Source organism: Mycobacterium sp. (assembly GCF_049278535.1).
In the GTDB taxonomy this organism is placed as follows: Bacteria; Actinomycetota; Actinomycetes; order Mycobacteriales; family Mycobacteriaceae; genus Mycobacterium.
Genome location: NZ_JBAPMI010000186.1, coordinates 17,913 through 37,261, shown reverse-complemented (window position 1 = coordinate 37,261; position 19,349 = coordinate 17,913). Strand labels below are relative to the sequence as shown.

Genomic DNA, 19,349 nt, shown 5'->3' with positions numbered 1-19,349 from the left:
TCGTTCGACCCGGTGACGCTGGGCCACGTCGACATCTTCGAGCGCGCCGCCGCTCAATTCGACGACGTGGTGGTCGCCATCCTGGTCAATCCCATCAAAAAGGGCATGTTCGACCTCGACGAGCGGACCTCGATGATCAATGAGTCGACGTCGCATCTGCCCAACTTGACGGTGGAGGCCAGCGAGGGCCTGGTGGTCGACTTGGTTAGGTCTCGAGGACTGTCCGCCATTGTGAAGGGTCTGCGTACCGGCACCGATTTCGAATACGAGCTGCACATGGCGCAGATGAACAAACACGTCGCCGGCGTGGATACCTTTTTCGTCGCGAGCACCCCGCGGTATTCGTTCGTGTCGTCGTCGCTGACAAAGGAGGTCGCGATGCTCGGCGGCGATGTGGCGGACCTGCTTCCCGAACCGGTGAACCGCCGGCTGGCCGAGAAGTTGTACGACGCCAACGGCTAGCCCCAACCACTGGATATCGAGTTCGGCGTCAGCGGAAGAAGTGCCCGCGGCCTGAGTTAGTGGTGACCGCAATGGTGGTGGTCTTGCAATGCCTACCACTCGCTGATCGGACCGCCCAACATATTGGCGACCGGTACGGCTTTACCCGCGAGGAAATCGATGCGTTTGCGTCGCGGTCCTACCGACGTGCCGCGGCCGCGGGTGTAGCCGAGTCGGGTGGCCAAGGAAACCCACCAGGTCGACATTCCCGCCACCCGCAGAAGACCAGCAGAGGCGTGATCACGGGACGGCGTTGTCGGATGGCGACAGTGGCCCACCACGGCATTGTCCGGTTCGGGCAAGCGCAAGGCCACCCGTGCACACCACCATGGAATTAGTAGCCAAAGTTCAACTACGGAGGTGTGTGATGGTGGGCGTCGAGCGGATTGACGGCGGACCGCGGTCAGTGATCGTGGTCGGTGCGGGCATCGTCGGATTGTCGACGGCGTGGTTCTTACAGGAACGCGGAGTCGACGTTACGGTGGTGGACCGCACCGGCGTAGCCGCCGGCGCCTCCTGGGCCAACGCCGGGTGGATCGCCCCAGGGCTGACCCTCCCGCTGAACTCCCCGGCGGTGCTGCGCCATGCGCTTCGCTCCGGGTGGGATCCGACCGCCCCCTTGCACATCCCGTTGATCGCCGACGCGGGACTCCGGGCCTTCCTGATCCAGTTCGCCGCCAACTGCCGGCGATCGTCGTGGAAGCGGGCGATGCGGGCCAACGTGGCCCTCAATGAGGACTGCATCGAGGCCTTCGACGTGATGATCGCCAATGGGGTCGATGCTCCGGTGACCGATGCACCGATCACCGCGGTGTTTCGTACCACCGACGAGTTGGAACGCATGATGACGGAGCTACGCGAGCTCGAAAAGGCCGGCCAGACAATGTATGTCACCGCATTGTCGGGCGAGGCGTTACGCGAACAAGTACCCCTGGCCTCGCAGGCGGTCACCGCCGGGCTGAACATCAACGCGCAGCGCTTCGTCGACCCGCGACGATTCGTGGAGGCCCTGGGCCGCTCAGTAGTGGTCCGCGGGGCATCGATCCACCGGCTGGAAATCCGCGACATACTCACCTCGGGCAGCGGCGTTGCGGTGCACTCGCGCAACGGAAAACCGCTGACCGCAGACGCCGCAGTGATCGCCACTGGCGCCCGGTTATCGCAGCTGGCGGGCCGCTTTCTGCGCGTGCCGGTACAGCCCGGTCACGGCTACTCGTTTACCGTGCCCGTGGAGCGCCCGATTCCGGGCCCGATTTACCTGCCGGACGCGCGGGTGGCGTGCACGCCCTACAAGGGCGCAGTCCGTGTTTCGGGCACCACGGAATTCCGCCACCCGCATCACCGGGTCATACCAGAACGGGTGGAGGCCATCGTCGCCGCGGCGGGTCTCTTGTTGGACGGGGCCCGCTGGGCCGAGCGCAGCAACCTGTGGGCTGGTGCCTACCCGGTCACTCCCGATGGCCGCGCACTGATCGGTGAGGTGTCACCAGGCGTCTATGTGGCGGGCGGACAAGGCATGTGGGGGTTGGCGCACGGCCCGGTGACGGGTCGGCTGTTGGCCGAACAGATCACCACCGGCAAGCAACCCGAAGCCCTGCGCGATTGCGATCCGCTGCGCAGAAGCGGCCGCTAGCACTCCCGACAGCCGCGAGTCCAAAGCGCGGCGAACTCTCGCCCACCAAGGGCACCCCGAGTCGCAGAGGCGGTTGCTGTGCTCCGGCCCGCCCCTGGCGGCACCCTCATCGACACGAAAGGCATCAAACACAATGACCAGCATCCAACGCATCCGGATGACGCGACAGGACTACACCCGACTGCACACCGAACTTGCCGCGCTGCGCTCGCGGCGCAGCATCGAAGGTCCCGACGATTTCATGGATTACGACGCGAATCTCATCGCGGGCTACCCAGCGCCACGAGCACGCATCCGCGAGATTGAGGACGTGCTGACCAACGCGGTCGTCGGTGAGGACGCCGTCTACGACCCCGTCGCCAAATCGGGCATGGTTCTTACCATCCGCTACGACGCCACCGGCGAGACCGAAACCTTCCTGCTCGGCAGGGGTTTCGGCGAGGGCGCCGACATCACGGTCTACTCGACGCTGTCGCCCCTGGGTCACGCGATCGCCGGCGCACGTCCCGGCGACCAGCGCATCTACTCAATCCCTGGTGGAACGGGGCGGCTGGTGACGCTGCTGAAGGCCGTGCCCTACGGGATGTACGTGGCAAAAAGCCCTGGGCCACAGACTGCCCACCGCAACCAACGATAGCCGCGGAGGACTACAGAGACGATCAAGAACGGCCAGCGGCCGGAAGCGAAGCATGCGCGCCGAAGGCATCGCGTCTACGCGAGTCCGCTACAGAACCCCACTGCCGCATTAATGGAAGGAACAGTTATGACCAGCACGCAACCCGTGTGGATCTCACCGCAAGCCTACGAGCGGCTAGAAAGGGAGCTGGCCACCCTTCGTGAGTTATATACCGCCGCGGCCGCCGGCGGTGATACCGACGAAAACAGTGACGCTCTCCAACAATGGTGGCAGGCACGGATTCAACAGATTCATGACCTGTTGCTCGACGCCGCCGTTGGCGAGGACCCACCCGACAATGGGATCGCCGAACCCGGCATGGTGTTGACCATCCGCTACGACGACACCGGCGACACCGAAACCTTCCTAATGAGTGTGCGGGGCGCCGAATACGGCGACATCGAGGTCTACTCCAACCAATCCCCGTTAGGCGCCGCGATCGCGGGCGCACGCCCCGGCGAGCGGCGCAGCTACACCCTGCCCAGCGGCGTCGCCGTCACGGTCACGCTCCTTAACGCCGTGCCCTACAGCATGCACACGGCCGACCAAATACAACGTTGGAACACCCCGAATACTCACGGGCACAACTAGTTGCGAGGTCACTGCCCATGGTTCTCATTAATGAGACTTCCCGTATCGACGCCTACGCAGGCCCGCCTGCGCGCAGTCGTACGGCGACCGCTCCCTCCGAGATGTCGCTGCGTACACATTTCCAGCCGGACATCACCATTGTCGAGGTCGGGGGCGTGGTCGACGCGTGCAACGCCGAGCGCCTAAGCGATTACGTCGCAGACCTGGCTAGCCCCGGCCGGTCCCTGATCCTCGACCCTTACTGTCTGAATTTCTTTGGCTGCGAAGGCTTGCGGGCATTTGCCAGGATCGCCGAAGCCTGCCAGTACAAAGGTGCGCGCTGGGCTGTGGCGACCAGCGAAGCGGTCGACCGAGTGCTGCATATCACCGACAGCACCTACCGACTTCCCACCACGGCCTCGCTGGAGGCCCTACAGCAGCAGACACCACATAACCGTGCACGGTCGCTACCGCATCGCGTCACGCCACCCGAGGGCACCAGATGCTTAAAGCCAATAGGCCGGCCGACAAAAACCGCACAGCGGCGGTTAGATGCGCCGGCAGCCAAACCGGTGTGCCCGCCGCGTGTTGTGACACAACCACGTACGCCGGTTGCACAGCGTGCACCACGCATTGAACCGCGCACGGTGAAGGGACCCGTCGACGCCAGGGTGATCACATGCTATTCGACCTGATCGACCCGATCGCGATGATATTTCTCCTCATTGCGATGTTGGGCCTAATACTGGCCCTCGCGTACGGGAGAATGTAATCGCCGACGAACATCCACACCGAGATTCGCACGCACTTAACAGCACCACGTAGTGGAGACGACACACGAATAACTGACGCCCCCAAGAGATCCCGGTACGAACACATCGAACAACGAGACGCGAAAGGCCACACATGTCAGCGACCGCTGAACACCTTGGCGCCACACGACCACACCGACCGACAATCGGAACCGTGCGATTGCGGTTAAAAACCGCACACCGGTCCTACGCGTTTGCGCAAGGAGGCTGGTGGCCACGATCAACAAAACGATTGGCCGCCAACCCTCCTAGCCTCAAACACCAGGGCGGCGAGGTGATCGTCGATGCCAGCCGAGATTCGCCCAACGTCAAAACATGTTCGGCAAGCAGCTCGGGAAATTGGCCCTCCGGGTTGTATCCCTCTACAGCGACGCCACCGACGCGTACACCCCGATGACAACCGCAGCCAGCGCCGGCGATGCGTCCACCCCCGACCAACTACTCGAAATCAGCGACCACAGCGCCACGGATCACCTTGCCGCCCTCGCGTTTCAGCGCTGGGAATCTGAAGGTGGAGCACTGCGTAGTGTTGCACCACAATGACGGCCACACATGCACGCAGAGAGCTCAACTGATCAGTGACACTACGCACCGGCAACTCGGGCACCGGTAATTCCTGAGCACCCGGGTTAAGTGACGAGCCTCTGAAGTCGTTGTCGCGGAGCACAATCTTGACGCCTCCGCGTTGTTACCGTGGACACGATTCGGCGGAACCTCACCAGCTGCGCGCGGGCTGTGAGAAACCGTTGCCGTTACTACCCGTGCAACGCCCCTAGATATCGGCGACCCCGCTGGGACTTCTGAACGGAAATCGATTGAGCTGCGCAACGCCGTCGGCGGCGATGCACTGCGTCTGAACGTGATGTCGGCGGCCGCGCCGAGCCATCGACTCGAACCAACCGGTAGATCTGGTACGCGCGTCATCGATGTAAGCCGATCACGTGCCCCGAAACTGTCCGATGCGTTTCCCGGAGTCATGGCAACTCATCACAGTTGAAGGCGGTTGTCTTTCAATCCAATTGGGGTCATGACGTGGTCGATGTCGGTTGGTGCTCCGTGCGGCCAATATGTAGCTCGGCCCGCAGCCGTTCCACCATGTGCGGATAGTGCAACTCGAATGCCGGACGCTCCGAGCGGATGCGAGGCAGCTCGGTGAAGTTGTGCCGCGGCGGCGGGCAGCTGGTGGCCCATTCCAGGGAGTTGCCGTGTCCCCAGGGGTCGTCGACGATGACGGGTTCGCCGTAACGCCAACTCTTGAACACGTTCCACACGAACGGAAGCATCGACACACCCAGAATGAACGCCCCGATCGTCGAGACGACATTCAGTGGTTGGAAGCCGTCGGTGGGCAGGTAGTCGGCGTAGCGGCGCGGCATGCCCGTGTTGCCCAGCCAGTGCTGCACCAAAAACGTGGTGTGAAAACCGATCAGCGTAAGCCAGAAGTGCAGCTTGCCCAGCCGCTCATCGAGCAGCCGACCTGTCATCTTTGGAAACCAGAAGTAAATCCCCGCGAAGGTGGCGAACACGATGGTGCCGAACAACACGTAGTGGAAGTGCGCGACGAGGAAGTAGGTGTCGGTGACGTGGAAATCGATTGGTGGACTGGCCAACATCACGCCGGACAGCCCGCCGAGCAAAAACGTCGCCAAGAAGCCGACCGAGAACAGCATCGGTGTCTCAAAGGTCAACTGCCCCTTCCACATGGTGCCGATCCAGTTGAAAAACTTAATCCCGGTCGGTATCGCGATCAGATACGACATGAAACTGAAGAACGGCAATAGCACGGCGCCGGTGGCGAACATGTGGTGCGCCCAGACCGCGACCGACAGCGCCGCGATCGACAGCGTTGCGTAGACCATCGGGGTGTAGCCGAAAATCGGTTTGCGGGCGAACACCGGGATAATCTCCGTGATAATGCCAAAAAACGGCAGCGCCACGATGTAGACCTCCGGGTGCCCGAAGAACCAGAACAGGTGCTGCCACAGGATCACCCCGCCATTGGCCGGGTCATAGATGTGCGCACCCAGGTGGCGGTCAGCGGCCAACCCGAACAGCGCCGCGGTCAGCAGCGGGAAGACCATCAACGCCATGATGGAGGTGATCAGAATGTTCCAGGTGAAAATCGGCAGCCGGAACATCGTCATCCCAGGCGCTCGCATGCACACAACCGTTGTGATCATGTTGACCGCGCCCAAAATGGTGCCCAAGCCACCGACGGCCAGGCCCATGATCCACAGATCCCCGCCCACACCGGGGCTATGAACGGCACTGGACAGCGGCGTGTAGGCGGTCCACCCGAAATCGGCCGCACCGCCGGGAGTGATGAACCCCGAGATCGCGATCAGCCCGCCGAACAAAAACAACCAGTACGAAAACGCGTTCAGCCGTGGAAACGCCACATCCGGGGCGCCGATCTGCAACGGCAGCACCAGGTTTGCGAAACCGAACACGATCGGCGTGGCGTAAAACAGCAACATGATAGTGCCGTGCATCGTGAACAGCTGGTTGTACTGCTCGTTCGACAGGAACTGCAGCCCCGGCGCAGCCAGCTCAGCACGCATGAACAACGCCATCAACCCGCCCGTGAAAAAGAACGCAAAGCACGTGACCACGTACATGATTCCGATCAACTTGTGATCGGTGGTGGTCACCAACTTGTAGACGAGGGTGCCCTTAGGTCCTAACCGCGCTGGAAACGGACGACGCGGCTCAAGCCCCACCGACACAGGCGCTTCGGCGGTCACGAGTTCGTCCTCTCTGGAGGCGTCACGGGCTTATCAACGCGACGAGGGTTGTAACAGTGCACTTGCTGCCGCGCTACGCCACCCTTCCCGATCAACCCGCTGCCGGTCCCGAGGGACGAGTCTGTGCCTGGCGATCGATCGAACCTGGCAACCATCACGTCGCCTCCTGCCGCTGCTAATATAAATGGATAATATCCGTTAAATGTCCCGAGCGATAGGTCGGCGAAAGGGTCGCCGGGATGACGGGTCAAATCGTCCGCCAGAGCCGCCGGGTGAAACGCGGGCCGCGCAAACTGACACAAGACCCGCGGCTGGGTCCTGCGCTGCCGGCGCAGACCAACGCCCGAAAGCTATTCGCCCAAAGGGTATTACGCGGCTGACCCAGATGCTGGCCGATGCCGAGATGCATGACGCGCCCGTGATCGCCAGCGCTGCCGCAAAAGTGCGTAGTGCGAGCTTGACGAGTGGCCTGAAGGCCAGTGTTCCGACAGTCAGGTGTATTCAGCATGGCATTCCGGAGCATCACCGGAGCGCCGCTTCGCGCAAAAGCAGTCTAGGGCCGGCCGTTGTGTCCGTCGCCATCGCCGGCCAGATTGTCGAAGTCATCCTGCCATCGCGCGTGGCGGACCCGCTTAAGGAATGCTTGAGTGCCGACGATCAACGTCGCTGCGGCGATGGCCGCGCCTAACCAGGTCAGCGATGCGAACGCTACCGCCTCGTCGTATGCGGTTTTCGGTGGTGGGCCCACATGCGAACCGTCTTCACCTACCCAGATGTCAATCGAATCACCAGTTTTGACTCCTGGAGGCGCCGACACGGGACCGGTGTGTTCGGTCCCGGCATCAAACCATCGGGCAAGTACGGTGACCGTCTGGCCTAACGATTCGCGGTGAGTGACCTTGTGGTCGGTGACTATGGCAGTGACCACGTGACTGTTCCGGGCTTGCGCGGCATAGAGGTGGCTGCGGGAGTCGTAGACCGCAGTGCCCACAGCGGCGGCGATCGGCACGGCGACGAGCGCCATCATCACGGCCAACACCATGACCAGTGCCTCGACCCGATCGCCTGCGCGTATCAGCGGGTTGCGGCCAAACAGCCACGCGAATCGCCACCGCGGCAGGCGCACGGTGAAGGTATCCGACACGGCGGCTTTGTCCGACCGATGGCGCGTGGACCGGTGACGCTCGGGATGCAGTGCAGTCATCGCATAATTCCTATCGGCGGGTCGCTATGGCTTCATTCTCGCGCGCGTGGACCCAGCAATGTTTGCCGAAGTCCAACAACGGCGCTACGGCGCTTTGTTACTTTTCGACAGCGCGATGGTTAATCGGTGTCTGCGGCCGCGAGTTCGATCAGCATCGCCAAGCGCCTCCTGACGGCGTCCAATGGCAGCTCGATGATCTCGGCCATCTTGCGCAGGCGGTAACGGACCGTGTTTTAGTGCATGATTCAGCAAGGACGGCCGAGTTTTCCACCCGAAGACGCCTAATCTTTGTGCGACAGGGCCGCGCGCGGGCATTCGGCGATGGCCTGCTCGAGGAGCGCCTCCTGCTCGACCGGGACCGGGTCGGCAGTGACCATGGCGTATTCGTCATCGTCGAGTTTGAACACCCCCGGCGCGATCCTTACACAGACGGCATTGCCTTCACAGCGATCACGGTCCACTACCACGCGCATGACTCTCTACCTTTCTTGCAGGATGCTCGGGGCTGTCAGTGAGTGCTCATTGCAAAGGGCCTTTCGCTGCTCTCTTATGGACAATCAGCCGACCACGCCGCCAATACCAGAACGTAGGGCATGCCAACCACACCGCATTCTCGATGACTCGGTTTTCACCACGGTGTCCAACGCGACCAACCTCCGGTTTCTCTTGTGTCCCAGGCCTTCTGCGAATCGACGGCACCGACACCGGCCCTTCTCGACATGTCCTGACACTCCTACGCGTCACCCACTCCTTCGCGGCGGGCAACGATGTACCTCTTGCGCCAACCATTAGTATTAATGAATACTATCCTTTAAATAGCTGGAAGGGCACCCGCTGAGAGGACGCGTGGATGGATGATCGATCGCTACGACCACGCGATCGGCGGGCGCTCGCCACCGGGCGCAACCGGCAACGCCAACGGGTCTTCGATGACCCTGCCAGGCAGACGATTTGGTTGCCTTCGGCACCTTCACTGAGTTGCCGCGGCGTGGGATATGTTTTGACGAGGAAAGGGCTAGCCGGATGGATAAGATCTCGTTGACCGCTCTCGCACGCCAGCAACTGGCGGCGGCACACCGGTCTGAAAGCGGCCGCGCCGCACATACGGTGTACGGCGGGCACCAGCACACCCTGTGGCAAACCCTGGTCGCATTGACCGCCGGCACAGCGCTCGCCGACCACGAAAGCCCCGGCGAGGCTACGTTGCAGGTGTTGCAGGGGCGCGTCGAACTGACCGCTCCCAATACGAGCTGGGACGGAACTCCGGGCGACCACCTGGTGATCCCGGCAAGCCGGCACGGTCTACACGCCATCGAAGACGCCGTCGTCCTGCTGACCGTCGCCAAGGCCGTTCGGCAGGGACCGACGTAAGCCACCTCGGTAGCGTGCGGGTGTTGTCCGAATTCCCAAAGCTCCCTGAACCTTAACCTAACGGGCCAAGCTCAACTCGCCATCGAATACGGGGTAAGCGATGAACGGTCATGTCTCCTATCGCAGGGTTTACGACGAGGTTTCGCCATCCGATGGCGCACGGGTTCTGGTCGACCGCGTCTGGCCACGTGGCATACGAAAAGATGCGCTCGACCTGACCGAGTGGTTGCGTGACGTTGCGCCGTCGACCGAACTGCGGCAGTGGTATTCCCACGAGCCTGAGAAATTCGCTGAGTTCCGGAGCCGCTATCTGGCGGAGTTGAAGTCGACGGAACGTCGCGTCGCTGTGGAACATCTCAGGGAAATCGCCCGCAAGGACGACCTGGTATTGCTGACGGCTACGCGCGACGTCGATCACAGTCAAGCCGCCGTTCTCGCACGATGGCTCGATGAAACACCCGGCCGCGGTCGCTGATCCGCCTCATTTGTCGTCGACTCGTCACGAAGGATCTCGTTGATCTCGGCGGGGAGGCTCGGGGCGTCGGTGCCGGCGGAGTTCTTGTGTCCGACTGGGCCTTACGCGTCTGCATGCCGGCAACCCATCCATCGGGAGTGCGGCCGGTCTCGATGAAGCGGGTCAATTCCGCGCTGGTTTGCGGGGGCAGGTCGGTATCGGCATGCGGGTAGATGACCGGCTCCTCTTTGGAGTTGTGCTGGTCGAGTTGATCGAGCAGCTGACGGCAGTTATCCCCTAGCCGCCCGCAGTCCTTTCCGTCAGCGAGCAGATCCGTCAGGGCGTCTATGGTGCGCCACAGCGCGCCATGCTCGCGCATCATCACAAAAATCGGCATCACCATCCCGGCCTCGCGGATTGGCGGGAACAGGAAGACCTCCTCGAGGTAGATGTGCCGGCGTAGCGCTTCCAATGCTGCGGTCAGTGGGTCGGGCTGCATGCTGCCACGCTCGAGCTTCTCGATGAAAGTCTCTATCTCACCATCGATTTCGTCGTGTTCGTGCTTTAGGGTGGTAGACAGCGCCAGGCTGGGCATCATGTGCTCCTCGGTATCAATCTGCGGGGCTGTAGGGTTCGGTCTCGTCGAGTTCGGCGTCAACACTGATCTCGGCGCCAGCAACAATCGCGACACCGGGCACAGTGCAGCCGCCTGGTCCACCACGGCCGCGAACGCTTCGGCGTTTAGCCCACCCACCCGTGCCCTGACCTTCAGCCGCGACGTTGTGATCGTCGGGATTCCGTCGACCGCATCCAGGATCACGGCGGCCGCGACATCGAGTCGCTGTGCCGGCGTGTGGTTCTCGTCCAGCTTCAATGCCAACGCCATCGCGAAACACGACGAATGCGCTGCTGCCGCCAACTCTTCCGGACTTGTCTTCCCGCCAGGCTGCTCAGTCGGTGAAGCCCAGGTCAACGGCAGGCCATCTAGCGCCCCACTGCTGCCCTCCGAAAGCGTGCCTTCGCCCGACGCCAGCGGGCCCTGCCACGTGGTCTGCGTAGCCCGTTCCGCGATACTCAAACTCATCGACTCCGTTACTGGAAACCCTATCGAGTTATTTTTTACAATCTCGACTGTGTAAACTATAGACCGTGGCCGCAGGCGTTGACCAGAGCGATAGTCAGGAGTGAGTCCTGCCATCGGAGCAGGCGTTCGATTGCTTGCCGGCCCCGTTAGGACTTGCTCCACAGGAACTCAGTAAAGACAGGCGCTTTTCGACCGACGAACTGGCGCAGTGCTTCTGCCAGGTTTGCGGCGAACCGGTACACGGTGAGCGCCCCCCAGCATGTGTCCGAAGTGTCATGCGGGGAGCGTCGCTTCACAATCACTTCGCGGGGTAGCTGCCGAGGGCTCGGATGGGCAATGATTACCCGTTCTCTATCGGGTCGCAACCTTCGAAAGTACCAACAACGGATCACGGTTTCCGGGTTAACTTTTCAACCGCAACACGTCGGCGAGCGGACGCCGCGGCGTGGCCGGCGGCACCTCGCCCAGCGCGGGTACGACGCCGACCCGGATCAGAATCTGGGGCAGGTCAGTGTGATCCGTTACCGCGGCGAGGAGTTCGCGGCTGACCGACAACTCCGTCAAATGTGTCACCGGGCAGGTGGCAAAGCCGGCCATCGTGCATTCCAGCAGGATGGTCGACAGCGCCTCTCCGCACCTCAACGCACTGGAAGGACTGTCATCGTCTGTGGACAGCATCAGGATCTTCGAGTAATCCCGTCCGACCTCAGTGCGTCTTTCCCTGTTGTGGGTGAATGGAAAGGCTCGGTTGACATCCACCCGATCAGTCTCGGCTGCCGAAACGAGAGCACTGTACGGGATTCCCTCCGACATCTCGAACGGTGCTGTCCACCAACTGAGTTCGGAATGATACGAGGAGTCATACAGGCGCAGCGATTCGGTGATCTGGGCCGCCTCGGCAAGGCGTGGATGCATCTCGTCGGGCAATACGTCCAGACGCACTGTGCCGACGCCAACTCGGCTGCGTAGCACGGGCTCAAACGATTCCCAGTTGGTCGGCGCGGTGAAAGGCGCCATGAACGGAAGCCGGTCGGTGCGCCGTTTCAGGATCGCGTCGGCGCGGCGGCGCTGGTCGTCAGTAACACAGTCCATGGAGGTGAACTCCACGGTGGCCAGGTGCTCGGGGTTGTTCGGAGTGGGAAATCGGTCGACATTGGCCATCCATCCCGCGGCCGCCATCGCCACCCTAAGGTGATCGATCACCGCGCCGCAGCTGATATGGGCCTCCCGCGTCGATCGATCCGTGTGCAGGACACGGCTGGGATCGAGAAACAGGTCCAGCCGACCGCCGTCGGCCACCCACAGCCACGGTTGACTGTTGTACAGGGACGGGGCCCGGCACGCCAACCACACCGCATCCTCGATGACCTTGGTTTCCACCACGGTGTCCAACACGGTCCACCTCTGGTTTTCTCTTCTGTCCCAGACCTTTTCCGAACTCATCGTTGTGGACACGGCCAGCGCTCCTTCGTCAGATGCCAGCAGAACCCGTTCTCGTGTCACACACTTCATTCGTGGCGGGCGATACCGCAGTCCCGTGCATCGGTGCTATTATTAATGAATACTATCCTTTAAATAGCTGAAGGGCAACTGGAGCGAGGGGCGATTGGGGTGGACGACCACAACGACCACGGAACCCGGCAAGCGCATGCCACGGGGCGTAACCGACAACGCGAACGAGTCCTTGAGCTGGTGCGTGAGCATGACGGGTCGGTCGACGCGACCGAGCTCGCCGCGCGGATGGGACTGCACGTGACCACCGTGCGTTTTCACCTCGACGCGTTGTGCAGCGAAGGAACCGTCGAGCGGACCCGGATCACACGGGCCGGCGTTGGTCGTCCCCGCACCGGTTACCGCGCGGTGCGGGAGCGGCTGGATTATCGGAGCCTGGCCGAGATTCTGGCGCTGGAACTGGGCGACACCGCCGACAAGCGGCGTCGACGCGCCGAGGCTGCCGGGCGGCGGTGGGCTGAACGGATCGCAGCCGGGTCAGCGCGGGAACTTGTTGCGGGATTAGATGTTTCGGACAGCGTTAGGGCGAGGAAGACCCTCAAGGGCCAAGCGGCGATGGTCGCGACCGTTTTCGCAAGGATGGGGTTCGGTCCTGAGCTGACCCCGGCGGCGACGTCGACCGCCGGCACCCAGCAGACTATTCGTCTGCACGCATGCCCGGTACGGGATCTGGCCCGTGCCCACCCGGAGGTGGGGTGCGCCTTGCACCGCGGACTGCTGCAGGGCCTCCTCGCGAGTCCATCCGGAGGCCATTCGACTGCGCCGCGGCCAGCGATGCAGGCCGAGCTCGAGCCGTTTGTCGAATCCGACCTGTGTCTTGTCAGGGTGACCGCGCATGACTGAGCCGCATGGGCCGCCCAGCCAAGCGGTCGCGGATTTGGCCGGACGCGCCGATGTCGAGGCCCTGTTGCGTCGGTTCTATGGCCGGGTGCTGGTCGACGATGTCCTCGCCGCGCCCTTCACCGCGTTGCAGATCAGGGGTCTGGATTCGCACATCCCGGTGATGTGCGACTTCTGGGAGACCGTGCTGTTTCGTGCCGGACTTTACCGGGGCAGCGCATTGCACGCCCATCGGCATGTCCACCAACGGACTTCGCTGAGCGGCCGTCACTTCGTCCGCTGGCTGACCACGTGGAACACCACCGTCGACGGGATCTATCGCGGACCCGTCGCTGAGCGCGCGAAAACTCAGGCCGCCAGGATCGCTTGGGCCATGCACCGGCGGCTAACGGGCACAGACACGCCAGAACTCGACACCCTGGTCGCACGCTGAACTAAAGTCGCCCGCGAGGTTCTTCACCGCCCGCGTGAATTTCGCTACGGAGAGTGCGACCTAGATACCCGGAAACAAGCAGCGCGCAAGAGCTTATGCACCAACCAGACTGCCGGGTCGGCCGACGTCGCCCATAGGTTTGTGAGCGACGATCGCAACGGCGATCAACCGTTCGCGGTATCTGCGGAAGGTGCGACGTATCCGAGCCACTCGGCGGCGGGCGTCGCGGTGGATCAACAGGTTTTTGGCGAACCGCAGCGCCCCATACAGGCCTTCGTCGGCGATCAGGCGTTGCGGTTGCAACAGCGCCATCGGCGCGGTCGCGACTTGGTCGACGACTAGACCGTGGTCCGCCAGCAGTCGTGTCCACTCGACAACCGTTAAGGGACGGGCGTTGACTTTGATCGCTCGGGCAAGTGACTGACGGACGTCGGTCTTGACCTCAACGGAGATGCTATCGGGCGTCAACGCGAGCTCGTGGATAGCGTAACGTCCGCCCGCCCGCAGCACTCGCGACGCCTCGGCCACGATTGCGTGCTTCGCCAGATCGCCCTGCATGGTCAGCATCGCCTCACCGACCACGACGTCTTTACTCGCATCAGGCACGCCGGTGTCGGCGGCATCGGCGACCCGGACCTCCCCCCTACCGGTAATGACGTTGCGGACTGATCGAGCGGCGTTGGGGTCTTGCTCGGCACCAACGTATGACCGGGGACGGTGAGCGAGGATCTCGGTCGCGGTGCGGCCGAAACCTGGGGCTAGCTCGAGCACGTCGGCGTCGGTCACGTCGGCGTCGGACAACAGCGTGCGGGTCAGCCCGATACCGCCGGGGCGTAATACCCTCTTGCCCAGCCGCGCTAGCAGCCAATGCCCTTGCACGGCGTCATCGTCGCGGCTGGCCCCCGACAGCTTCTCCGGCTGATTGGGTTGCATGACGCTGCTCATCAGTCAACCTGCCGCACGGTGGGGGTCAGGGGCAGGATCTCCCGCTTCTGGTGCACGATCAGGTAGCGCAGTCCGTCCGGGCCAGCAGTGAACTGTCGCTGTGACTTACGCGGTAGCCATACGAAGGCGCCCGGGGCTAACTCGATGGTGTCCTGCTCGGTGATTAGCCGGCCGCTGCCGGACAGCACGTGGATCAAGACGTCGACGTCCGCCCCAGTGTGCGTGTTAATTCCGCCGTTCGCCGCCAGCGCGATGACATTCGAGTCCAGGTCTCGCTCCCGGACCTCCAGCTTCCACGCCACCCCGGTCACTCCCGGCTCCACGTCGGCGCCCGCGATATCGGCGGTGTTCGTCACGATCCGCGGCAGCGGGGTAGTGGTGAGTTTGCTGATCCGGATGCGCCAGACCGTCGGGCCCTTCTCGAGGTACTCCCAGCCGTAGCTGCCGGCGTGATCGGCCTCGAATTCCTCATGTAGGTGCTTGGGGTCATGATTGTTGACCAACACGAACGATCCCCCAACTGGGAGGTCGGTGTAGACGGCGAAGATCGTTGGGTGCTTGTCGGGCTTGCGCAGCTGTCGCACGTCAAGTTCACTGTCAGTCATATGAATTCGCGCCCCTCAGACTTTTTACAAGTAGACTTGTGTAAACACTACCGCATGAGTGCGAGGTAGGGAAGCTTCCCTACCTCGCACTGGCACCCTGTTGTTCCGGCCTGGATGCTCAACCGCCGACTGATCGCGGTGCGACGCATCGACAGCCCTTGTTAAGCTCGAGGTCTTCCCTATCGTGCGCGGCGGTAGCTATGCCGATTCCCGACGAATCGACGTGCCCGTCAGCGCTACTACTCATGGGGGGTTGTGGGACGTCGAGTTCATTGTCGGGCATCGGATTTCGCACCTTCCCCCCTAGTTTTTACAAATTTACTTGTGTAAACTCCGCACTATGACCTACGTGATCGGGAAGCCATGCGTTGACGTGTTGGACCGGGCCTGCGTGGAGGAGTGTCCGGTGGACTGCATCTACGAGGGCAGCCGCGCGCTGTACATCCATCCCGACGAATGCGTGGACTGCGGAGCGTGCGAGCCGGTCTGCCCGGTCGAGGCCATCTACTACGAAGACGACCTTCCAGAGGACCTGCAGCCCTATCAAGCAGACAATGCAGCGTTCTTTTTCGACACCCTGCCGAGCCGCAACGAGCCGCTGGGGTCACCGGGCGGGGCCGCCAAGGTGGGCCCGCTCGGCATCGACGCGCCGCTGGTGGCTAGCCTGCCCGAGCAGGATTCTCAGATAGCGTGAGCGCTATCGTTAGTTCATCCGAGGAATCCTCCGGTCGCCGTCGTAGCGTGCTGCGTGTATTGAAGGCGGCACCGGACCCGATGGGCATCACCGCGATCGCCGAGGTCTTGGGTGTGCATCCCAATACCGTTCGCTTCCATCTGGACAACCTGGTCAGCGAAGGCCGGGTGGAGCAGGTAGAGCCGGGTCGCCGAGGGCCAGGGCGCCCGCCGCTGATGTTTCGTGCGACCCGGGAGATGGATCCCGGCGGACCGCGCCATTACCGACTTCTCGCCGAGATTCTCGCGACGAGCCTTGCCGCCGGCCGCGATCCACGTGCCAAGGCGCTGTCCGCGGGCCGGGCATGGGGGCGGCGGCTGGAATCGCCGCCGCCACACGGAAAGAACATGGGCGCAAAGAAATCGATCGACCACCTCATCGGCGTGCTCGACGAGATCGGATTCGCGCCCGAGCGCCGCAAATCCGGTAAGGAGCAGCAGATTGGCTTGCGGCACTGCCCGTTCCTCGAACTCGCCGAGACCCGAACTAATGTCGTGTGCCCGATTCACCTTGGGCTCATGCAAGGAGTATTGGAAAGCTCGGCGGCACCGGTCACCGTCGATCGACTTGACGCGTTCGTCGAACCGGATCTGTGTCTAGCCCACCTCACGCTAAAAGAAACCGCCAGGTGACCGCCGGAGCGGCGATAGCCGTCGCTATCACTTTCGTGTGGCTGGGCATGGTGCTCGCCATCTCATTTCTGGAAGCGCCGCTCAGGTTCCGCGCACCAAATGTGACGCGGCAGATCGGGCTCGGAATCGGGCGCCTGGTCTTCCGCGCGCTCAACAGCGTGGAGGTCGTGTTCGCCATCGTCGTTGCGTCGATCATTATGGCCAACCCGCCGTCGGCTGGCGTCATAGCGGCATTCTTCATCGCGTTCGCGATGCTGGCCACCCAACTAATCGGTGTGCGACCGTTCTTGAGCCGTCGTTCTGACAAGGTGCTCGCCGGCCTTGACGCGCCTCGCTCTCGCGGTCACTACGCATATGTCGGTCTAGAAGCAATCAAGGTGATCGCGTTGATGGTTGGCGGGATTCTTCTACTATTCGGTCACACTCCGACTTGATTGCACCGGCGTTCGAGGCCGCTGTCGTGTCACCGACCGAATGGCCAATCACTGGCTAACTCGCTAGCGTCACGGCGAAGCGAACAGGTCTGCGCCTGGGTGTGTTCCATCGCATAAGCACACCCTCTGCCGATGACGACGCAGTATGCGGTAGATTTACACAATGGCGCTTGTAAAAACACCGTCGGGTCACTGCCTTCAGTCAACGTTCGGTGGCGGTGACGGTTCCCGAGCCGGCGCGACTGCCAGCGGTCCACTGCCTGATCGTCAGCCGAGGTTGTGACGGCACTCATCGCGCTATCGATACGCAACGCCAAAGCGGCGAGGGATTCGTCGATGAGAGTTAGGAGGACGCGCGTTGATGCTTCAACGTTTGCCGGAGCGGCAGTTTCAGAGGCTTGGGAAACGGGCGCTGGAATTTTTGGGACGTCAGAGATGGCTTGACCGGCCGAGTTACCGGCTTGAGCACCTACTGAGCTTTTTATACAACGCGCTGGGCGGTGCCCGGGATCGAGTCGTCAACGCGCTCAACGGCGTATGGCTCGGTCATCCGGTACACCCGCCTTTGGCGTCGTTGACTAGCGGAGCGCTCGGTACGACGGTGGCGCTGGATGCGCTGAGTGTGTTGCCAGGGCGGCCGGCTACCGAACTCGTCGACGCATCGCGGTTCGCCCGGCGTGCTCTCGGACTGGGAATCCTGGCCAGTGTCGGCGCAGCAGTCACCGGGGTGACCGATTGGCAGCACACCCATGAGGAAGACCGTCGTGTCGGACTAGTGCATGGTGTGCTGAACCTCTTTGCGACGGGTCTTTACCTGGTTTCGTGGTGGCAACGTTATCGTGGCCGCCATATGCGAGGCATCGCGTTCAGTACGCTTGGATACGGAATCACCGTCGGCAGCAGCTATTTGGGCGGAGCTCTGGTGTTCGACTCCGGCATCGGGATCGACCGATCCGGAGAGCGGCTGCACAGCAAAGAGTGGACATCGGTGCTTTCGCTGGAGTCGTTGCAAGACGGAAAGCCGCAGCGCGTCGAAGTTGAGGGCGTCGGATTGGTGGTATGCCGCACCGGTGATCAGCAGGTGTCGGCGTTTGGCGAATACTGCCCACATTTGGCCGCACCGATGGCCGACGGCTGGGTCGACCGCGGCCGAATCGTGTGTCCATGGCACGGATCGCGGTTCGACGTGGGCTCCGGGGAGGTACTGCGCGGTCCGGCGGCGGCTTCGCTGCCGCACTATGAAGCCCGTGTCCGCGACGGGATGATCGAGGTGCGTGGCGGGTCCCAGCATTCACTCGAAGCGGGCACGGCGGTACGGAAGTGAACGCGTACTCGGTGTTGCAGGACCATCATAAAACGCTGAAAGGTCTGGGCCGCAAAATAAGTGCGACACCGGCGGGCACGGCCGAACGGCAGGCGTATCTCGATGAGATGCTCGTTGAATTGGACATTCATTTCCGTATCGAGGATGACATCTATTACCCTGCCTTGGCTGCGGCTAGCAGATTGATCGCGATCGCCCACGCCGAGCATCGTCAAGTCATCGATCAACTCGCCGTAGTGTTGCGTACGTCGCCCACGGCGCCGGGGTACGAGCACGAATGGGAGACATTCAAGATCGTCTTGGAGGCTCATGCTGACGAAGAAGAACGCGACATGATCCCCGTCCCTGCCTCTGTCGAGATCAGCGACGATGAACTCGACGCGCTGGGCGCCAAGATGGCATCGCGCATCGAGCAACTACGCGACTCGACGATCGAAAAGCTAAGGGTAAAGGGTAGAGCGGCGCTAATGCGCGCTATGTAGACGCACTTCCGCCTGGTGGCCGATTCCGGTGGTACACAACGACCTAAACACACCCACGGCGCGGTCTGGGTGGCACGGCCGTCAGCGGAAATCTCGCGCGACTGGAGCCGCAGCCATCACGGCGAATGGCACCGCTGGCTAACCAAGCGAGACCTCGCGGCCAACTCCTGATCCTCCCGTACGAGGCTGCACGGGGTCCTGATAATTGTCAGATTATGTTGCGCGCGAAGCTATTCCATGCTGATCAGGTGGTCGACAGTGGCCTGTGACATCGGCGAGGCCGACACATCAAAAACCCTTTTGGGTCTGTACGGCGGGGACGGTGCCTGTTGGCAGACCCGCGATGATCGGGTCAACGCT

At 62.4% G+C, this 19,349-nt stretch carries 22 protein-coding genes and 3 pseudogenes; 15 read left to right on the top strand and 10 right to left on the bottom strand.

Annotation, left to right across the window (positions count from 1 at the left end; all coding sequences use genetic code 11):
- On the top strand, window positions 1-462 hold a 462-nt coding region (gene coaD, locus WAO18_RS12655), incomplete at its 5' end, for a pantetheine-phosphate adenylyltransferase (protein ID WP_422206613.1).
- Window positions 463-554: 92 nt separating this feature from the next.
- Here the strand turns inward: coaD and WAO18_RS12650 are convergent.
- On the bottom strand, window positions 555-815 hold the full coding sequence (locus tag WAO18_RS12650) for a hypothetical protein (RefSeq protein WP_422206612.1): 261 nt from the start codon (window positions 813-815) through the stop codon (window positions 555-557).
- A gap of 53 nt (window positions 816-868) precedes the next feature.
- Here WAO18_RS12650 and WAO18_RS12645 point away from each other — a divergent pair, with 53 nt between their 5' ends.
- From WAO18_RS12645 to WAO18_RS12625, 5 genes are all read left to right on the top strand, one after another.
- A complete protein-coding gene (locus WAO18_RS12645) occupies window positions 869-2,134 on the top strand; it encodes an NAD(P)/FAD-dependent oxidoreductase (RefSeq protein ID WP_422206611.1) in 1,266 nt (421 codons plus the stop codon).
- 133 nt (window positions 2,135-2,267) lie between these two features.
- Window positions 2,268-2,771: a GreA/GreB family elongation factor gene (locus WAO18_RS12640; RefSeq protein WP_422206610.1), complete on the top strand. Its 504-nt coding sequence runs from the start codon at window positions 2,268-2,270 to the stop codon at window positions 2,769-2,771.
- Between the two features lie 126 nt (window positions 2,772-2,897).
- Entirely contained in the window at window positions 2,898-3,401 is a 504-nt protein-coding gene (locus WAO18_RS12635; RefSeq protein ID WP_422206609.1) for a GreA/GreB family elongation factor, read from the top strand.
- Window positions 3,402-3,418: 17 nt separating this feature from the next.
- Entirely contained in the window at window positions 3,419-4,075 is a 657-nt protein-coding gene (locus WAO18_RS12630; RefSeq protein ID WP_422206608.1) for an STAS domain-containing protein, read from the top strand.
- 432 nt (window positions 4,076-4,507) lie between these two features.
- Window positions 4,508-4,735 (top strand): hypothetical protein, encoded by a 228-nt coding sequence (locus WAO18_RS12625; RefSeq protein WP_422206607.1) that lies wholly within the window; start codon window positions 4,508-4,510, stop codon window positions 4,733-4,735.
- A 482-nt stretch (window positions 4,736-5,217) separates the two neighbouring features.
- Here the strand turns inward: WAO18_RS12625 and ctaD are convergent, their stop codons facing one another.
- From ctaD to WAO18_RS12605, 4 genes and pseudogenes are all read right to left on the bottom strand, one after another.
- Window positions 5,218-6,936 carry a cytochrome c oxidase subunit I gene (ctaD, locus tag WAO18_RS12620; protein WP_422206606.1) on the bottom strand — a complete coding sequence of 573 codons (1,719 nt, stop codon included), beginning with the start codon at window positions 6,934-6,936 and terminating at the stop codon, window positions 5,218-5,220.
- A 553-nt stretch (window positions 6,937-7,489) separates the two neighbouring features.
- On the bottom strand, window positions 7,490-8,140 hold the full coding sequence (locus WAO18_RS12615; protein WP_422206605.1) for a hypothetical protein: 651 nt from the start codon (window positions 8,138-8,140) through the stop codon (window positions 7,490-7,492).
- A 119-nt stretch (window positions 8,141-8,259) separates the two neighbouring features.
- Window positions 8,260-8,373: pseudogene (locus WAO18_RS12610) on the bottom strand (helix-turn-helix domain-containing protein); the annotation flags it as partial.
- A 48-nt stretch (window positions 8,374-8,421) separates the two neighbouring features.
- On the bottom strand, window positions 8,422-8,613 hold the full coding sequence (locus WAO18_RS12605) for a ferredoxin (protein WP_422206604.1): 192 nt from the start codon (window positions 8,611-8,613) through the stop codon (window positions 8,422-8,424).
- Window positions 8,614-9,163: 550 nt separating this feature from the next.
- Here WAO18_RS12605 and WAO18_RS12600 point away from each other — a divergent pair.
- Window positions 9,164-9,511 (top strand): cupin domain-containing protein, encoded by a 348-nt coding sequence (locus WAO18_RS12600; RefSeq protein WP_422206603.1) that lies wholly within the window; start codon window positions 9,164-9,166, stop codon window positions 9,509-9,511.
- 100 nt (window positions 9,512-9,611) lie between these two features.
- On the top strand, window positions 9,612-9,986 hold the full coding sequence (locus WAO18_RS12595) for a DUF488 domain-containing protein (protein WP_422206602.1): 375 nt from the start codon (window positions 9,612-9,614) through the stop codon (window positions 9,984-9,986).
- Window positions 9,987-10,107: 121 nt separating this feature from the next.
- Here WAO18_RS12595 and WAO18_RS12590 read toward each other — a convergent pair.
- The 3 genes and pseudogenes from WAO18_RS12590 to WAO18_RS12580 form a co-directional block, all read right to left on the bottom strand.
- A pseudogene (locus WAO18_RS12590) lies at window positions 10,108-10,560 on the bottom strand (hemerythrin domain-containing protein); the annotation flags it as partial.
- 16 nt (window positions 10,561-10,576) lie between these two features.
- Window positions 10,577-11,043, bottom strand: a pseudogene (locus tag WAO18_RS12585) (OsmC family peroxiredoxin).
- Between the two features lie 408 nt (window positions 11,044-11,451).
- On the bottom strand, window positions 11,452-12,444 hold the full coding sequence (locus WAO18_RS12580) for an Acg family FMN-binding oxidoreductase (RefSeq protein WP_422206616.1): 993 nt from the start codon (window positions 12,442-12,444) through the stop codon (window positions 11,452-11,454).
- Window positions 12,445-12,660: 216 nt separating this feature from the next.
- Here WAO18_RS12580 and WAO18_RS12575 point away from each other — a divergent pair, with 216 nt between their 5' ends.
- Both WAO18_RS12575 and WAO18_RS12570 read left to right on the top strand, forming a co-directional pair.
- Window positions 12,661-13,404 (top strand): helix-turn-helix transcriptional regulator, encoded by a 744-nt coding sequence (locus tag WAO18_RS12575; RefSeq protein WP_422206601.1) that lies wholly within the window; start codon window positions 12,661-12,663, stop codon window positions 13,402-13,404.
- Window positions 13,397-13,834 carry a group III truncated hemoglobin gene (locus WAO18_RS12570; RefSeq protein ID WP_422206600.1) on the top strand — a complete coding sequence of 146 codons (438 nt, stop codon included), beginning with the start codon at window positions 13,397-13,399 and terminating at the stop codon, window positions 13,832-13,834. Before WAO18_RS12575 ends, WAO18_RS12570 begins: the two co-directional genes overlap by 8 nt.
- 93 nt (window positions 13,835-13,927) lie before the next feature.
- Here the strand turns inward: WAO18_RS12570 and WAO18_RS12565 are convergent, their stop codons facing one another.
- Together WAO18_RS12565 and WAO18_RS12560 are read right to left on the bottom strand one after the other, a co-directional pair.
- Window positions 13,928-14,767 (bottom strand): methyltransferase domain-containing protein, encoded by an 840-nt coding sequence (locus WAO18_RS12565; RefSeq protein WP_422206615.1) that lies wholly within the window; start codon window positions 14,765-14,767, stop codon window positions 13,928-13,930.
- An 11-nt stretch (window positions 14,768-14,778) separates the two neighbouring features.
- The gene (locus tag WAO18_RS12560) at window positions 14,779-15,384 is read right to left on the bottom strand and encodes a DUF2249 domain-containing protein (protein ID WP_422206599.1); all 606 of its coding nucleotides are present in this window, start codon (window positions 15,382-15,384) and stop codon (window positions 14,779-14,781) included.
- A gap of 340 nt (window positions 15,385-15,724) precedes the next feature.
- Between WAO18_RS12560 and fdxA the strand changes: the two genes are divergently transcribed.
- The 5 genes from fdxA (at window position 15,725) to WAO18_RS12535 (ending at window position 18,989) form a co-directional block, all read left to right on the top strand.
- Window positions 15,725-16,078 (top strand): ferredoxin, encoded by a 354-nt coding sequence (gene fdxA, locus WAO18_RS12555; protein WP_422206598.1) that lies wholly within the window; start codon window positions 15,725-15,727, stop codon window positions 16,076-16,078.
- Complete coding sequence (locus tag WAO18_RS12550) at window positions 16,075-16,749, top strand: helix-turn-helix transcriptional regulator (RefSeq protein WP_422206597.1); 675 nt, start codon at window positions 16,075-16,077, stop codon at window positions 16,747-16,749. The genes fdxA and WAO18_RS12550 overlap by 4 nt, the downstream gene beginning before the upstream one ends.
- Window positions 16,746-17,183 (top strand): hypothetical protein, encoded by a 438-nt coding sequence (locus WAO18_RS12545; protein WP_422206596.1) that lies wholly within the window; start codon window positions 16,746-16,748, stop codon window positions 17,181-17,183. Before WAO18_RS12550 ends, WAO18_RS12545 begins: the two co-directional genes overlap by 4 nt.
- A gap of 361 nt (window positions 17,184-17,544) precedes the next feature.
- Window positions 17,545-18,507: a Rieske 2Fe-2S domain-containing protein gene (locus WAO18_RS12540; protein ID WP_422206595.1), complete on the top strand. Its 963-nt coding sequence runs from the start codon at window positions 17,545-17,547 to the stop codon at window positions 18,505-18,507.
- Window positions 18,504-18,989 carry a hemerythrin domain-containing protein gene (locus tag WAO18_RS12535; protein WP_422206594.1) on the top strand — a complete coding sequence of 162 codons (486 nt, stop codon included), beginning with the start codon at window positions 18,504-18,506 and terminating at the stop codon, window positions 18,987-18,989. Before WAO18_RS12540 ends, WAO18_RS12535 begins: the two co-directional genes overlap by 4 nt.
- Window positions 18,990-19,349: the final 360 nt, after the last annotated feature.

Excerpts from the sequence above, each read along its gene's own strand:
- fdxA (WP_422206598.1), top strand. The coding sequence starts at position 15,725 with ATGACCTACGTGATCGGGAAGCCATGCGTTGACGTGTTGGACCGGGCC.
- WAO18_RS12595 (WP_422206602.1), top strand. The coding sequence starts at position 9,612 with ATGAACGGTCATGTCTCCTATCGCAGGGTTTACGACGAGGTTTCGCCA.
- WAO18_RS12570 (WP_422206600.1), top strand. The coding sequence starts at position 13,397 with ATGACTGAGCCGCATGGGCCGCCCAGCCAAGCGGTCGCGGATTTGGCC.
- WAO18_RS12560 (WP_422206599.1), bottom strand. The coding sequence starts at position 15,384 with ATGACTGACAGTGAACTTGACGTGCGACAGCTGCGCAAGCCCGACAAG.
- WAO18_RS12635 (WP_422206609.1), top strand. The coding sequence starts at position 2,898 with ATGACCAGCACGCAACCCGTGTGGATCTCACCGCAAGCCTACGAGCGG.
- WAO18_RS12605 (WP_422206604.1), bottom strand. The coding sequence starts at position 8,613 with ATGCGCGTGGTAGTGGACCGTGATCGCTGTGAAGGCAATGCCGTCTGT.
- WAO18_RS12615 (WP_422206605.1), bottom strand. The coding sequence starts at position 8,140 with ATGACTGCACTGCATCCCGAGCGTCACCGGTCCACGCGCCATCGGTCG.
- WAO18_RS12640 (WP_422206610.1), top strand. The coding sequence starts at position 2,268 with ATGACCAGCATCCAACGCATCCGGATGACGCGACAGGACTACACCCGA.
- WAO18_RS12625 (WP_422206607.1), top strand. The coding sequence starts at position 4,508 with ATGTTCGGCAAGCAGCTCGGGAAATTGGCCCTCCGGGTTGTATCCCTC.
- WAO18_RS12645 (WP_422206611.1), top strand. The coding sequence starts at position 869 with ATGGTGGGCGTCGAGCGGATTGACGGCGGACCGCGGTCAGTGATCGTG.
- WAO18_RS12565 (WP_422206615.1), bottom strand. The coding sequence starts at position 14,767 with ATGCAACCCAATCAGCCGGAGAAGCTGTCGGGGGCCAGCCGCGACGAT.
- WAO18_RS12600 (WP_422206603.1), top strand. The coding sequence starts at position 9,164 with ATGGATAAGATCTCGTTGACCGCTCTCGCACGCCAGCAACTGGCGGCG.
- WAO18_RS12540 (WP_422206595.1), top strand. The coding sequence starts at position 17,545 with ATGCTTCAACGTTTGCCGGAGCGGCAGTTTCAGAGGCTTGGGAAACGG.
- WAO18_RS12630 (WP_422206608.1), top strand. The coding sequence starts at position 3,419 with ATGGTTCTCATTAATGAGACTTCCCGTATCGACGCCTACGCAGGCCCG.